This window comes from Synechococcus sp. EJ6-Ellesmere, assembly GCF_024345875.1.
In the GTDB taxonomy this organism is placed as follows: domain Bacteria; phylum Cyanobacteriota; class Cyanobacteriia; order PCC-6307; family Cyanobiaceae; genus Regnicoccus_A; species Regnicoccus_A antarcticus.
Genome location: NZ_JAGQBY010000092.1, coordinates 1 through 12,924, shown reverse-complemented (window position 1 = coordinate 12,924; position 12,924 = coordinate 1). Strand labels below are relative to the sequence as shown.

Here is a 12,924-nt window from a genome sequence, read left to right as displayed (position 1 = left end):
GGCGCCCCCTTCCTGGCCGCTGGCACCCCGTGCTGGACCATCACCTGGGCGCCCGCCGTGCCTTCCTCTCCATGCGGCGCCGCGGCCCGGGCAGTGCCACCCTGCCGGCCTGGAGGATCGTGGCGCCGGAGCCGGCGGAGAATCTGCTGCGCTACTACCGCAGCGCCGCGGCGGCCACCGGCATCGACTGGGAAGTGCTGGCAGCCGTCAACCTGGTGGAAACGGGAATGGGCCGCATCGATGGGGTTTCCGTTGCTGACGCCCGCGGGCCGATGCAGTTCCTGCCCACCACCTGGGCCCAGCCCGGTGTCGGCAAGGGGGATATCCGCGATCCCCACGACGCCATCCACGCCGCCGCTCGCTACCTGGTGCGCCGGGGCGGGTTGAAGGACATTCGCAAGGGGCTCTGGGGATACAACAACAGCGACTACTACGGCAAGGCCGTTCTCCACTACGCCGCTCTGCTGCGCGAGGATCCTGCCGCTTACACGGGCCTCTATCACTGGAAAATCCGCTTTGCCTCCAATGCCGGGGACCTGTGGCTGCCCGTGGGCTACGCCCAGACCAAACCCATCCCGGTGGCCGTCTCACTCCAGCGTTTCCCCGCCAGCGCCCCGCCGGCCGCCAACCGTGGCGGCTGAGGCAGCCATGATCCGAACGAGTGAAGGAGCTTGTCGACTTGATCCCCGGCCGGGGCTTCTCGATCAGGGTGGGCTTCGGGAGCGCAGGCATTCCAATGGCAGTGGTGGTGAAGTCCTCGGCGGCGAGCGAGGTCGAGTCCCTGGCGGTGTCGTTGAGCAGCCTCACGGCGTTGGTTGTCTGCTTCCTGGTGCTGGCCCTCGGGGTGGGTCAGATCAGCGCGGTGATGCCGAGCCTGGCGGGGGCATCCGCGTCCGCGCCCGATGCCGGCCGCCCTTGAAGATCGGCTCAAGCTGTAGCCGCCTTTGCTGTGGCGGGCTGGTCGGATGAGCGCTCGTTTGGTGCTCGGCCCCGTGCACGTCTGTCCACAGGTGCGGGAATGGCTGGATCTGGAAACGCTGCAGCGCCTGGTGGCCCGTCACCGCCGCGGCGACTGGGGCGAGGTCGATGCTCGTGATGCCAGGGCCAACACCCTGGCGGCCTACCACCAATGCGGCCGGCTGCGCAGCGTTTACAACCTGGGGCAGGGGCTGTGCATCTGGGTGATCACCGACCACCTCGGCACCGACAGCCTGCAGACCACCGTGCTGATTCCCGCCGATGAGTGATCCGGCGCATCCCATAATCGACGCCAGCGGCGCACTCACGGCGATCGCGGAGCGCTTCGACCTCGGCGGCCCGGTCAGCGGCATCGAACCCCTGGGACATGGCAATGTCAACGACACCTATCTGGTGCGGCTGGGGGAACCGGCCCGGCCAGCCGCTGTGCTGCAACGGGTGAACACCAAGGTGTTCACGAGCCCCGAACTGGTGATGGGCAACCTGGTGGCCTTCAGCAATCATGTGGCCAGACGGCTGCTCGAGCCCCCCAGGGAGCTGGCGGGGCGTCGCTGGGAGGTGCCTCGGGTGTACCAGGCCCGCGCCGATGGCTGCCCCTGGGTGTGGGAAGGCTCCAGCTTCTGGCGAGCTCTGGGCTATGTGGAGCGGGCTCAATCGCTGGAGCGGATCGGCCACAGCGGCCATGCCCGTGAAATCGGCTTCGGCCTGGGCATGTTCCACCGGCTGATCAGTGATCTGCCGGTGGAGAGCCTGGCCGACACCCTGGAGGGGTTCCACATCACCCCCGGCTATCTGCGTCAATTCGATCAGGTGCTCGCCAGGCTCGGATCCTCCACAGACCCAGAGCTCAGCGACTGCCTGGCCTTCGTGGAGCAGCGCCGCTCCATGGTGCCGGTGCTCGAGCAGGCCAAGGCGGCCGGGATCCTGCACCAGCGACCGATCCACGGCGATCCGAAGATCAACAACGTCATGCTCGACCTGGAGGGCGATCATGCTGTCGCCCTCGTCGATCTCGACACCGTCAAACCAGGTCTGGTGCACTACGACATTGGCGACTGCCTGCGCTCGGCCTGCAATCCCCTGGGCGAGGACGCCGCCGACTGGAGGGCTGTTCACTTCGATGTGAGGCTCTGTGAGGCGTTGCTTGGGGGATACGGCAGCGTGGCCAGCTCCTTTCTCACCCCCGCCGACTACGACCACATCGTTGTGGCGATTCGCTTGATCAGCTTCGAGTTGGGGTTGCGCTTCCTCACGGATCATCTCGCCGGGGATGTCTACTTCAAGACCCGCTACAGAGGTCATAACCTGCTGCGGGCCCGGGTTCAGTTCCAGCTCACCGAGAGCATCGAGCGGCAGGAGGCCGCCATTGAGGCCGTTGTGGCGGCGATCCGGTGAAGGCACCCAGCTCAGAGCAGCCTGAGACGGCCTGGCAGTCGTTTGTCCTGCAACCCTTTCAATCCGCAGATGTGCCGCATGGCCCGATCACTCCCGGTCCTGCCGTTCCCGGAACTGGCCTGGAGCTGACCGGGCAGATCCGCCGCAGGGGCGGGACCCTGGAGCTGCGCTTGCGCCTCGGCGGCGATCCTGAGTCGGTGGTGCTGGCTGAGCCCTCACCCCGGCCCGAGCGCCGCGATGATCTCTGGCGCAGCACCTGTTTCGAGCTCTTCCTGGCCGCGGAGGCGCAGCCTGGGTACCGGGAAGTGAACCTTTCACCGGCTGGCCACTGGAACGTTTACCGCTTCAGCAGCTACCGCCAGGGGATGGAGAACGAGCCCTCCCTGCAGGCGTTGCCCTTCGAGTTCAAGCCAGTGCCCGGCTCGATCGAGCTGGAGCTGGCCTGGGCGCTGCCGGATGACCTTCGCTCCGCCCCTTCAGCCCTTGAGGCTGGGGTCTGTGCGGTGATCGAGCAACGCCAGGGGCAGCTCAGCTACTGGGCCGTGACCCACCCCGGCACTGAAGCCGACTTTCACCGGCGCGATGGGCTGGTGCTGCGCCTCTGAGTCCCCGGATTGTGTTGGTGGGTGGAAGAGCACAGAGTGAACCACCACCCCACGCTACTGCCCGAAGGCATCGTCATCGTGACATGCCGATCCAGGGACATTCTCGCACATAGGTTGACCATAACATCTCGATTCAACATTCCATCTAGAATGATGATCAATTCCGATTCAATAATTTTTCAGAATTGATACCGTTTTAGTAATCAGAAGTGACCTTCAGTTGTATTCGCCGGGCATATCCTGCTTGGTGATCGTCACCTTGCCGATGCGTTTGCCGGAGGCCCGCAGCAGCTCGTCTCCGGAGACATCGAAGCCCAGGTATGCGGCGATCCTGGCCACGTCATCGGCGGTGGAGGACCCCAGCACCTGGCGCCTGAGCTCCCCATCGTCCTGAACCCTGGCGAGGAAGGCCCTGAGTTGCTCCTGGGACATGGCGGGCGGGCCGAGCGCGATGGCTCCCCAGCATGGCTCCCCCTGGGGAGCAGGGCTCACTCCCCCCACTGACGCAGCAGGTTGGTGTAGCTGCGGCTGATCAGATCGAAGACCTCGTCCTTGCCGTCGCGTTTGAAGATCGCCCGCCTGGCCGTGTCGAGCTCGAACAGCAGCTCCCGCTGATCGGCCCGGCGCACCCGGCTCTGGATCCATCCCACCGCCACCAGTCGCTCCCCATCACGCACCGGCTCCACCCGGTGCAACTGGGTGCTGGGGTACACCAGGGCATGGCCTGCCGGGCAGCGCAGCGCTTCCTCGTCCGCCGGGCCCTCGAGCACCAGCTCGCCGCCGCTGTAGGTGTCTGGATCACTGAGGAACAGGGTGAAAGAGAGGTCGGAGCGGCCGTCGGCCATGTAGGCATTGTCGACATGGCTTCCGTAGCCCTCGCCCCTGGTGCTGCGGCTGAACAGCACGCCGTGAATACTCACCGGCAGCGCGGCGGCCAGCAGCAGGGGGTGGGCCAGCAGAGCGCTCTGCAGCTGCTCCGCCAGCTGGGCGTGCAACGGGCTGCCGCGCTCCAGCTGGTGGTTGCGCTTGACGGAGCGGGCATGCCAGCCCGCCGTTTCAGCCCCAGGGCGCCAGCTGGCGTGCTCGCTGCTCAGGGCCAAGCACCAGTCCTCCACCTGGTGAGGCTGGAGAAGAGGTTCGAGAACGAAGCGCATGGTGGATGGTGAACAATGGCCGGATTGCAACGTCACGGCCCATGAACCGCTCCAGCCTCGCTCTGTTCCTGGCCACGGCTGGTCTGGCCGCCGGTGTGGCCGGTTGCGGCCAGAGCGAGACCCCCAAGCCCAGCTCTCCGGCGATGGAGAAGCCGGCGATGGAAAAGCCGGCGATGAGCAGCCCCGGCGCTGAGTCCTCCAGCACGGAGGAGAAGTCGGGCTCCCACGACGGCATGAACCATGACGGCATGAAGCCCGAGGACGGTGGAGAGGGGGGCGAGGGTGGAGAAGGGGGCGAAGGCTGAAGCCGGGGCCCACCTGCTCAGCCTGGCTCGCCGCCACGTGTGCTGAGCAGCTCAAGGATCTGATCAGCCCCCACGTCGTTGCGGATCTGCACCTCGCCGATGGCGTTGGGCAGCACGAAGCGCACCTGGCCGCTCCTCACTTTTTTGTCGCTCTGAAGGGTGAGCAGCACCGCCTCTGGATCAAGGGGTGGCAGCTGCAATGGCAGGCCGGCCTTGGCGATCAGGGCGCACTGCCGTTGCTGCTCGGCTGGGCTCCAGAGGCCCATGGCCACCGCAAGCTCACCAGCTGCCACCATCCCCAGCGCTACCGCCTCTCCATGCAGGTAGGTGCCGTAGCCGCAGAGGGTCTCCACCACGTGGCCGAGGGTGTGGCCGTAGTTGAGGATGGCGCGCAAGCCCCCTTCCCGTTCATCGGCGGCCACCACGCGGGCCTTGGCCGCCGCGGAACGCTCCAGCAGCCGTTGCAGCAGGCTGTCGCCCACCGCCTCCAGGCTGGAGAGGTCGCCGGCGGCTTCCAGCTCGCTGAACAGCTGGGGATCACCGATCACGCCGTACTTGATCACCTCGGCCATCCCCGCGCGGAATTCCCGCTCCGGCAGCGTGACCAGGGTGCTTGGGTCGATCAGCACCAGCCTGGGCTGGTGGAAGGCCCCGATCAGGTTCTTGCCACCGGGGTGGTTCACCCCGGTTTTGCCGCCGATGGAGGCATCCACCATCGCCAGCAGGGTGGTGGGCACCTGCACCACCGCGATCCCGCGCAACCAGGTGGCGGCGGCGAACCCCGCCATGTCGCCCACAACCCCTCCGCCTAAGGCCACGATCAGAGAGCTCCGCTCCAGCCGCCGGGCCTGGGCCGCGTCATGGATCAGGGCCACGCTGGCGGGGGTTTTCTGATCCTCCCCCGCGTCCAGCACCAGCAGGCTGGGCTCCAGCTCTGCCCGGCGCAGGCTCTCGAGGGCCCTTTGGCCATAGAAGCCCTCCACCACCGGGTTGGTCACCACCAGCACCTTGGTGGCGGCCGCCACTCCGCTGGAGCGGATCAGCGGGCCGAGCTGATCGAGGCTGCCCTTGCCGATCAGCACCGAGTACGGCTGGCTGCTGAGGGCCACCTCGATCGAAAGGGGCGGGATCATCTTCGGCCGGTGCGGCAGGCAGGCTGGTCAGGCTAGGTCTGGGCTTGCCAGCCCTCGATCACAGCCAGCACCGCCTCGCCGTAGCGGTTCAGCTTGGCGGCGCCGATGCCGCTTACCTGCCCCAGGTCGGCCAGGCGCGCCGGACGCCGCGCTGCCAGCTCCGCCAGGGTGCGGTCGTGGAACACCACGTAGGGGGGCACCCCCTGCTCACGGGCCTGGGCCCGGCGCCAGTCCTTGAGCGCCGTCATCAGGCTGGCATCGGCTTCAGGTTCAGCGGCGGCTGCTGCTGCTGCAGCCCGCCTGCGCTCCTGGCGAGGTGGGGCAGCGGGCAGCTCCAGCTTCAGGTCTCCCCGCAGCAGGCTCCTGACCCGCGCCTCCTCCCCCCAGCGCAACCCGCCGCGGCCCTCGGGCACCGGCTCCAGCCAGCCCTGGCTGGTGAGCTGACGCAGCAGGGTGCGCCACTGCTCGCGGTTCAGCTCCTTGCCGATGCCGTACACACTCAGGCTGTTGTGGCCGAGGGATCGCACCCGGGCGGTGTCAGCACCCAGCAGCACATCAGTGAGGTGGGCGGCGCCGAAGCGCTGGCCCGTGCGCCACACCGCCGAGAGGGCCTTCTGGGCCGCCACGGTCCGGTCCTCCAGCACCTGGGGCTCGAGGCAGCGGTCGCAGTTGCCGCAGGGCTCAGCCAGCGTTTCGCCCAGATGGGCCAGCAGCACCTGGCGGCGGCAGCCCGGCGCCTCGGTGAAGCCCACCAGGGCGTCGAGCTTGCCGTGCTCGATCCGCTTCTGGGCGGCCTCGGCCTCGGAGTCTTCGATGAAGCGCCGCAGCTGGGGCACATCCCCCGGCCCGTGCACCATCCAGGCAGTGGCCGGAAGGCCGTCGCGTCCCGCCCGGCCAGTTTCCTGGTAGTAGGCCTCCAGGCTCTTGGGCAGATCCAGATGGGCGACGAAGCGCACATCCGGTTTGTCGATGCCCATGCCGAAGGCGATCGTGGCCACCACCACCACGCCACTGTCGTTGCGGAAGCGGCTGAGAGCGCTGGAGCGCTGGCCGGCGTCCATTCCGGCGTGATACCCCACCGCATCGTGGCCGGCAGCCTGCAGCAGGGCGGCGAAGCTGTCCACGCGGCTGCGGGAGCGGGCGTAAACGATGCCGGCTTCGCCTCGGAACTCCTCCAGGAAGGCCAGCAGCTGCTCCTTGGCCTCCTGCTTGGGTCGCAGCAGATAGCGGATGTTGGGCCGATCGAAGCTGGCCAGGAACACCCGACCCTGCTCCAGCGCCAGGCGCTGAATGATCTCGCCCCGGGTGCGGGGATCGGCGGTGGCGGTGAGGGCCAGCCGGGGAACCTGCGGGAAGCGCTGGGCCAGGGCCTGCAGCTGCAGATACTCGGGGCGGAAGTCGTGGCCCCACTGGGAGACGCAGTGGGCCTCATCGATGGCAAACAGGGCCAGGGGCCTCTCCTGCAGACGCTCGAGCAGATCTCCGGCCAGCAGCCGCTCCGGTGAGACGTAGAGCAGATCCAGCTCGCCCCGCAGCAGGCTGCGCCAGAAGACGCTGACGGCTTCGCTCGAGAGGCCGGAGTGCAGGGCCGCCGCCCTCACCCCCGCCTGGCGCAGGGCCAGCACCTGGTCGTCCATCAGAGCGATCAGGGGCGAGACCACCACCGCCAGGCCCTCCCGGCAGAGGGCCGGCACCTGATAACAGAGCGATTTGCCGCCACCGGTGGGCATCAGCACCAGACCGGAGCCGCCGGCGATCACGTGCCGCACGATCGCGTCCTGGGGACCACGGAACCGGTCGTAGCCGAACACCTTCCGCAGCACCCGCAGCGGGTCGCTGCCGCTGAAGCTGCTCTGCACGACCCTGGCTCTCGTCATGGTGCGTCCCACAATGGCCCCATGGATGGTTCCCCCGCTGCCTCACCGTCGTCCCGTCGCCGCTTGGCCTGGTGGGGGCGCAGCGCCACGGCCTGGGGCTTTCTGACGCCGGCGCTGCTGCTGCTGAGTGTTTCGGTGCTGGTTCCGGCCGCGATGGCCCTGGTGATCAGCTTCACCGCCACCGGTCTTGATGTGAGCGAACCGCTGCGCTTCATCGGCCTGGCCAACATCCGGCGGCTCCTGGCCGATCCGGTGTTCCTGCAGGTGCTGGGCACCACCTTCCTCTATCTGGTCGGAGTGGTGCCGCCGATCGTCCTGGGATCCCTCGCCCTGGCTGTCCTGGTGAACCGCCAGGTGCCCGGCATCCACCTCTTCCGTGCCGCCTTCTACACCCCGGTGCTGGTCTCGATCGTGGTGGCGGCCATCGCCTTCCGTTGGCTGTACGCCGAAAATGGCCTGATCAACGGCTGGCTGGCGGCCTGGCTTGGAGAGGCCTTCACGCCGATCGGTTTCCTCACCACCCCCTGGCTGGCGCTGCCGGCGGTGATGCTCGTGACCCTCTGGAAGGGCCTCGGCTACTACATGGTGATCTTTCTCTCGGGCCTGCAGGGCATCTCTCCGGAGCTCTACGAAGCCGCCGCCCTCGATGGCAGCGAGGGCTGGCGCCGTCATCTCGACATCACCCTGCCCCTGCTGCGGCCCTATCTGACCCTGGTGGGGGTGATCTCCGCCATCGCCGCCACCAAGGTGTTCGAAGAGGTGTACCTGATGACCCAGGGGGGGCCAGCCGATTCCACCCGCACCCTCGTCTATTACGTCTACGACCAGGCGTTCTCCGAGCTGGAGATCAGCTACGCCTGCACGGTGGGCCTCGCCCTGTTCCTGATCGTGTTGATCTTCAGCCTGCTGCGCTTCCTGGCGGTGGGCGAGAAGGGCTTCAGCTGAGGCGGCCCAAGAGGGGGTTGGGCGAGGGAATGGCAAGCTTCTGAATTGGCGCGTGGCCCTGGCGCCGCGTGGTCCGGGAGGTCAGCGATGGGCGGCAGGATCGGCGTGGTGGGGGGCGGCCAACTGGCCTGGATGCTGGCGGCCGCGGCGCGGAAGCTGGGCATCGAGCTGCATGTGCAGACTCCGGAGCTCTCCGATCCCGCCGCCCGTCTGGCCACCAGCGTGGTGCGGGCGCCGCTGGCGGATCTGGAGGCCACCCGGCGGCTGGCCCAGAAGGCGACGGCGATCAGTTTCGAGAACGAGTGGCTTGACCTTGCGGCCCTTGCGGCGCTGGAGCAGGAGGGCGTGGTCTTCATCCCCCGGCTGGAGTCCCTGGCGGATCTGGTCTGCAAGCGCCGTCAGCGCCAGCTGCTGGAGCGGTTGCACCTCCCCTCGCCGCGCTGGTTCCCGTTGGAGCAGCTGCTGACTCCGCCGCCGGCGGCCGAGCTGGAGGATTCGCCGTTGGCCGGGGCCGAGGAGCCTGCCGGCGAAGCGGCTGAGCCAGAGCTGCTCCTGCCGCCCCAGCTTCCGCAGGGGTTTGACTTCCCGTTGATGGCCAAGGCGGTACGGGGGGGGTACGACGGCCGCGGCACCCGGGTGATCCGCAGCCAGGCGGAACTGGAGGCCCTGATCGAGGCGGTGGATCCCAGCCTGTGGCTGCTGGAGGAGTTCGTGGCTTTCGAGCAGGAGCTGGCGCTGGTGGCCTGCCGCGATCACCTCGGGGCGGTTCAGTGCTACCCCCTGGTGGAGACGCACCAGCATGATCAGGTCTGCGACTGGGTGCTCGCCCCAGCTGCCGCCGCCCAGGCGGTGGAGGCCCGCGCCCGCAACGTGGCGGCCTCGTTGCTGGCAGCCCTCGATTACGTCGGTGTGCTTTCGATCGAGTTTTTCTACGGACGCACGGGCCTCCTGATCAACGAGCTCGCCCCGCGCACGCACAACTCCGGCCACTACACGATCGAAGCGTGTCGCACCAGCCAGTTCGCCCAGCAGGTGCGCATCGTCTCGGGACAGCCCCTCGGGGACAACTCCATGACGCTGAGCGGCGCGTTGATGGTGAACCTGCTGGGTTTCGAGACCTCCACGGCGGCCTACGCCAGGCAACGCCAGGCCCTGGAGACCCTTCCAGCCGCCCACCTGCACTGGTATGGCAAACGTCTGGCCCGGCCCGGGCGCAAGCTGGGTCACATCACCCTGGAGCTCAAGGCCTCAGGTGCGGCTGAGCGGGCCAGGGAGGCAGCCCTGCGGCTGGCTGAGGTCCGGGCAATCTGGCCGCTGCCACCAGCCCGTACCCCTTAGAGTTTCCTCGGACTGCTGTGTTGGTGACTGCCTTTCACAGTTTCTGATCTGACTCCCTCTTCGACGTGGGTGGTCTGTCGCGACGGTGACGTACACCGGCCTTGTTGCCGGAAACGAAGCCCCGCTTTGACTGCTCCTCTGGTACTACCAGGTCGAACACTGGGGCAAGACGGCACAGCGGTTCACCCTCTTAACCCTCGAGACAGAGCAGCTCCAGGCGTTCCTGGAGCTGCTCCCTTGACCAGGTGGTCAGCACGAACACCTCCTGGGCCGAGCTGCCGCGGCGGGCCAGCAGCTTGTAGCCCCCGTTGATCGGAACCGACACCCGCAGGCGCAGGCGTGGGCTGTGTCCCTTGACACGACTGATCACGGCCGGGGTGATCGTGTCGATGCCCTCGTCCCGGGCCAGGACCTTGAGCACCGGGATCAGGCCTTCTACGTAGGTGCTATGGGTGATCACCACCCGGCCCATGGGTATTTCTCTCCGTTGGCCAACCCTAGGCAGGCCCGCTAAGACGATGAAGCCCTACGCCGGTTCACGGTGATCCTCACACGCGCATCGCTCAGTCTTGAGCTCAGCCGCCAGCTTGGCGAAGCCGTTGAGGTGCTCACCCTGGCTCAGCCCCTGCGGCGCCAGGTGCGTGGCCTGGCGGTCTGCTCTGGACGGGTGTTCAGTTATGTGTTCGATGGGGGTGCCCTGACACTGCAGGTGCGCAACCTGCTCGAGCTCAGCGCCTGTCCTCAGGACGATGCCCTCATGGGCCTGGCCTGAGCCCTCGTGTTAAGCGGCGCTTGTGTCTCCACCGCCCCGTGGGGATCACTCCCGCTCCAGAGGTGCCATCGTCAGGCCCTCCTGGCTGAGTTGCTGGTGGTAAAGCTCGGCCTGCTCCTGCGGCCCGCTCCAGACCACGGCAGAACCCTGGGAGTCGATCTGATGGGCCAGTTCCCAGGCCCGGTCGGGTCCCATGCCCGGCAGATAGCGCACCAGGCAATTCACCACGTGCTGGAAGGTGTTGACGTCGTCGTCGAGCACAACGACCCGGAGATGGGGATAGCGCTGGCGTTGCCGGATCCCCGCCGGGATCGTCTGGACTCCCGGAGCTGCCATCGTTGGACTGCGTTTGTGGCCGCCCCATCCTAGGTAAAGTCTGGATCACCGTTGCTTGGGCGATCCCATGCTCATCACCTTCGCCTGGGCTTCCCTGGCTGCCCTGTTCAGCTTCTCGATCGCCATGGTGGTCTGGGGCCGCAACGGCGACGGCACGATCAATTTCTGATCGCCCCAGGGCCCACTCCACACCCGGATGCCTCACTTTTTCCTCTCCAGCACCAATGTCCTGGCACTGACCGCCTCGGTGTTGCTGGTTTTCGTCACGCTCGGGGCGATCTACCTTTCCGCGGTCGAATGGCGTGACCGACGCCGGGCCAAGCGGCCCTCACGGCTGCCCTCGAGTCGCCTGTCCTCCGGGCGACGGTGACCTCAGCACGTCCAGAACCCCTGGCCGCCTCGAGCCAGGACTGGCCCCGACCGGGTCGTCCATCTGCTCACCCTGGTGGAGCCGCAACGGTCCTGGGACAGAAACCAGCTCGACCGCAGCGAGATGCTGTTGCTCACGGCTCAATCCCGGCTGGATGAAACTGGGCCTCGACGGCGCCAGCAAAGCCCTGCGCTGGGAATGCAACGACCTGGGCGGCCCGGTAAGGCGACGCACCACGCTGTACGCCATGACCTCTCCCCAACCATGACCCTCTCCCTGCCGCGCTGGAAGGGTCTGCCGCCTGCCCCCCGTCTGGGGCCCCTGCCGATCACCTCGGCGGTGATCGCTCTGCTGGTGTTGGCTCCGGCCAGCCAGCTCCACCGCTTTCCCCGCTCCAACGCCGAGGGGCTGGAGCGGGTGGTGGGCGTGGCCACCCTGGTTCAGAGCTTCCAGTCGGGTGATGCCAGGCCGGTGCCGCTGCTCTGGCAGGAGCGTCTGGGCCCAGAGCCGGCTGCCCGGCTCTGGGCACGCCAGCGCGGGACCTGGTGGCAGTTCTGGGGGCGGGAAGGGTCGGCCCACCTGGTGGTGCCGGGCCGGCTGTTCGGCCCCCAGGCCAGCGCTGCTCTGCCGGCCCGTGCCGTGCGGGTGGACGATCTGGTGGTGATCGCTCCCGATCCCCTGTCTCACCAGACGCTGCAGCAGCAACTGCGCCGCACCTCCCGGCCGCCCCGGGGCCTGGAACAACGCTGCGTCAACCTGTTGCGCAGCCGCCAGGCGGTGGTCTGGACCAAGCTCGCCCTGGCTCAGATCTCCGGTGATCTCGCCCCGCTGCTGCAGCGCTTCCAGCAGGGCTGTCTCACAGTGAGTGCGGAGGCCGACGGCCTCAGCTGGCAGGGGGAGGCCAGCGCCAAGCCCGATTCGGTGGCTCCTGCCCCATCGCTGCCGCCGGAGCCCGCCCCAAGCCGCGGCGAGCCCCTGCCTGCCGATCTGCTTCTGGAGGTCACCGGGGCCCGGCTGGATCAGCTCCTCGACGCCCTGCTCAGCAATGCTGTGATCCGGCAACCGCTGATGGACCGCTACGGCCTCGACCAGGCCGCCCTGGAGCGCCTGCAGAGCACCCCGTTCCTTCTTCGCCTCAGACCGCAGCCCAAGGGCCCATTCCTGGCGTCGCTGGAGTTGCAACTGGCGGTGGGTCAGGAGCGCTCCGGCTGGACCCGCTGGTTGTCGGCCCTGAGCCAGGCTCTGGAGCGCCAGGGCCTGAGCGACCAGCGCTCCCCTTCGAGCGCCGGGCCGGCAACGTCGGCCACCGCTGTACAGGTCAAATTGCCAAGCAGTCTCTGGCTGCGCGATGACGGCACCCCCCTGGGAGGCTGGCGCTGGGTGGTGCCGGCCTCCGGTGGCGCCCCGGAGTTGTTGTTCGTGCTTGGCGCAGCTCTGCCCGGCGCTGAGCGCTTCGCGGCGGCCACGCCTCCGGCGGGCGGTGGGCTCAGCCTGCGGGCCAGACCAGATGCCCTCGCCGCCCTTGGGCTGCTGCCCCCTGATCTGCCGGCGGTGGCCCGGCGCTCCACCCAGCTGGAAATCCTGTCGGCTCCTGCGGCAGCCCCCAAGCCAGGTGCCTCTCCTGGTGGCGATGCGGGGTTGTCGTGGCTGTGGGGCTCTCTGATGCTGGAGGCTCCCACTCCGCCACCTGCGGCCACGGCCCAACCTGCCCAAGCC

The 12,924-nt window shown here is 68.0% G+C and carries 17 protein-coding genes and 1 other RNA gene; 12 read left to right on the top strand and 6 right to left on the bottom strand.

From position 1 onward, the window contains the following. The 5 genes from KBY78_RS11000 to KBY78_RS10980 all read left to right on the top strand — a co-directional run. A partial coding sequence (locus KBY78_RS11000) for a lytic transglycosylase domain-containing protein (RefSeq protein WP_255143620.1) occupies nt 1-641 on the top strand: 641 nt, incomplete at its 5' end. Nucleotides 642-661: 20 nt separating this feature from the next. Further along, nucleotides 662-919 carry a hypothetical protein gene (locus KBY78_RS10995; RefSeq protein ID WP_006171566.1) on the top strand — a complete coding sequence of 86 codons (258 nt, stop codon included), beginning with the start codon at nt 662-664 and terminating at the stop codon, nt 917-919. A gap of 46 nt (nt 920-965) precedes the next feature. Further along, nucleotides 966-1,247 (top strand): hypothetical protein, encoded by a 282-nt coding sequence (locus KBY78_RS10990; protein WP_006171565.1) that lies wholly within the window; start codon nt 966-968, stop codon nt 1,245-1,247. After that, nucleotides 1,240-2,373 carry a phosphotransferase enzyme family protein gene (locus KBY78_RS10985; protein ID WP_255143619.1) on the top strand — a complete coding sequence of 378 codons (1,134 nt, stop codon included), beginning with the start codon at nt 1,240-1,242 and terminating at the stop codon, nt 2,371-2,373. Before KBY78_RS10990 ends, KBY78_RS10985 begins: the two co-directional genes overlap by 8 nt. After that, a complete protein-coding gene (locus KBY78_RS10980; protein ID WP_255143618.1) occupies nt 2,370-2,978 on the top strand; it encodes a DOMON-like domain-containing protein in 609 nt (202 codons plus the stop codon). Before KBY78_RS10985 ends, KBY78_RS10980 begins: the two co-directional genes overlap by 4 nt. 216 nt (nt 2,979-3,194) lie before the next feature. Here KBY78_RS10980 and KBY78_RS10975 read toward each other — a convergent pair whose 3' ends face one another. Continuing rightward, on the bottom strand, nt 3,195-3,410 hold the full coding sequence (locus KBY78_RS10975; protein WP_255143617.1) for a Nif11-like leader peptide family natural product precursor: 216 nt from the start codon (nt 3,408-3,410) through the stop codon (nt 3,195-3,197). Nucleotides 3,411-3,466: 56 nt separating this feature from the next. Next, entirely contained in the window at nt 3,467-4,132 is a 666-nt protein-coding gene (locus KBY78_RS10970; protein ID WP_255143616.1) for a Fe2+-dependent dioxygenase, read from the bottom strand. A gap of 41 nt (nt 4,133-4,173) precedes the next feature. On the opposite strand from KBY78_RS10970, the gene KBY78_RS10965 reads away from it, so the two are divergent. Then, a complete protein-coding gene (locus KBY78_RS10965; RefSeq protein ID WP_255143615.1) occupies nt 4,174-4,437 on the top strand; it encodes a hypothetical protein in 264 nt (87 codons plus the stop codon). Between the two features lie 17 nt (nt 4,438-4,454). On the opposite strand, the gene aroB is transcribed toward KBY78_RS10965, so the two are convergent. Then, on the bottom strand, nt 4,455-5,570 hold the full coding sequence (aroB, locus tag KBY78_RS10960) for a 3-dehydroquinate synthase (protein WP_255143614.1): 1,116 nt from the start codon (nt 5,568-5,570) through the stop codon (nt 4,455-4,457). A 32-nt stretch (nt 5,571-5,602) separates the two neighbouring features. Further along, nucleotides 5,603-7,447 (bottom strand): DNA helicase RecQ, encoded by a 1,845-nt coding sequence (gene recQ / locus KBY78_RS10955; protein ID WP_255143613.1) that lies wholly within the window; start codon nt 7,445-7,447, stop codon nt 5,603-5,605. Between the two features lie 21 nt (nt 7,448-7,468). Between recQ and KBY78_RS10950 the strand changes: the two genes are divergently transcribed. The 3 genes from KBY78_RS10950 to ssrS all read left to right on the top strand — a co-directional run bounded on the left by KBY78_RS10950 (nt 7,469) and on the right by ssrS (nt 9,918). Next, nucleotides 7,469-8,392, top strand: coding sequence for a carbohydrate ABC transporter permease (locus KBY78_RS10950; protein ID WP_255143612.1), 924 nt, complete (start codon nt 7,469-7,471; stop codon nt 8,390-8,392). An 87-nt stretch (nt 8,393-8,479) separates the two neighbouring features. Continuing rightward, nucleotides 8,480-9,730, top strand: a complete 1,251-nt coding sequence (locus KBY78_RS10945; RefSeq protein WP_255143611.1) for an ATP-grasp domain-containing protein — start codon at nt 8,480-8,482, stop codon at nt 9,728-9,730. Nucleotides 9,731-9,736: 6 nt separating this feature from the next. Next, nucleotides 9,737-9,918: non-coding RNA, 6S RNA (gene ssrS, locus KBY78_RS10940), on the top strand. A gap of 2 nt (nt 9,919-9,920) precedes the next feature. Here the strand turns inward: ssrS and KBY78_RS10935 are convergent. Continuing rightward, nucleotides 9,921-10,202 carry a DUF2103 domain-containing protein gene (locus KBY78_RS10935; RefSeq protein WP_006171550.1) on the bottom strand — a complete coding sequence of 94 codons (282 nt, stop codon included), beginning with the start codon at nt 10,200-10,202 and terminating at the stop codon, nt 9,921-9,923. A 69-nt stretch (nt 10,203-10,271) separates the two neighbouring features. Between KBY78_RS10935 and KBY78_RS10930 the strand changes: the two genes are divergently transcribed. Next, nucleotides 10,272-10,502 (top strand): hypothetical protein, encoded by a 231-nt coding sequence (locus tag KBY78_RS10930; protein WP_255143610.1) that lies wholly within the window; start codon nt 10,272-10,274, stop codon nt 10,500-10,502. A 45-nt stretch (nt 10,503-10,547) separates the two neighbouring features. On the opposite strand, the gene clpS is transcribed toward KBY78_RS10930, so the two are convergent. Beyond that, complete coding sequence (gene clpS / locus KBY78_RS10925) at nt 10,548-10,838, bottom strand: ATP-dependent Clp protease adapter ClpS (protein ID WP_006171546.1); 291 nt, start codon at nt 10,836-10,838, stop codon at nt 10,548-10,550. A 67-nt stretch (nt 10,839-10,905) separates the two neighbouring features. On the opposite strand from clpS, the gene petN reads away from it, so the two are divergent. Further along, a complete protein-coding gene (gene petN / locus KBY78_RS10920) occupies nt 10,906-11,007 on the top strand; it encodes a cytochrome b6-f complex subunit PetN (protein WP_037980694.1) in 102 nt (33 codons plus the stop codon). A gap of 465 nt (nt 11,008-11,472) precedes the next feature. Continuing rightward, a partial coding sequence (locus KBY78_RS10915) for a hypothetical protein (RefSeq protein ID WP_255143609.1) occupies nt 11,473-12,924 on the top strand: 1,452 nt, incomplete at its 3' end.

What these genes read in the sequence shown, in the direction of transcription:
- KBY78_RS10990 (WP_006171565.1), top strand. Translation starts at nt 966, where the DNA reads ATGAGCGCTCGTTTGGTGCTCGGCCCCGTGCACGTCTGTCCACAGGTG.
- KBY78_RS10985 (WP_255143619.1), top strand. Translation starts at nt 1,240, where the DNA reads ATGAGTGATCCGGCGCATCCCATAATCGACGCCAGCGGCGCACTCACG.
- KBY78_RS10975 (WP_255143617.1), bottom strand. Translation starts at nt 3,410, where the DNA reads ATGTCCCAGGAGCAACTCAGGGCCTTCCTCGCCAGGGTTCAGGACGAT.
- KBY78_RS10970 (WP_255143616.1), bottom strand. Translation starts at nt 4,132, where the DNA reads ATGCGCTTCGTTCTCGAACCTCTTCTCCAGCCTCACCAGGTGGAGGAC.
- KBY78_RS10965 (WP_255143615.1), top strand. Translation starts at nt 4,174, where the DNA reads ATGAACCGCTCCAGCCTCGCTCTGTTCCTGGCCACGGCTGGTCTGGCC.
- aroB (WP_255143614.1), bottom strand. Translation starts at nt 5,570, where the DNA reads ATGATCCCGCCCCTTTCGATCGAGGTGGCCCTCAGCAGCCAGCCGTAC.
- recQ (WP_255143613.1), bottom strand. Translation starts at nt 7,447, where the DNA reads ATGACGAGAGCCAGGGTCGTGCAGAGCAGCTTCAGCGGCAGCGACCCG.
- KBY78_RS10950 (WP_255143612.1), top strand. Translation starts at nt 7,469, where the DNA reads ATGGATGGTTCCCCCGCTGCCTCACCGTCGTCCCGTCGCCGCTTGGCC.
- KBY78_RS10945 (WP_255143611.1), top strand. Translation starts at nt 8,480, where the DNA reads ATGGGCGGCAGGATCGGCGTGGTGGGGGGCGGCCAACTGGCCTGGATG.
- KBY78_RS10935 (WP_006171550.1), bottom strand. Translation starts at nt 10,202, where the DNA reads ATGGGCCGGGTGGTGATCACCCATAGCACCTACGTAGAAGGCCTGATC.
- clpS (WP_006171546.1), bottom strand. Translation starts at nt 10,838, where the DNA reads ATGGCAGCTCCGGGAGTCCAGACGATCCCGGCGGGGATCCGGCAACGC.
- petN (WP_037980694.1), top strand. Translation starts at nt 10,906, where the DNA reads ATGCTCATCACCTTCGCCTGGGCTTCCCTGGCTGCCCTGTTCAGCTTC.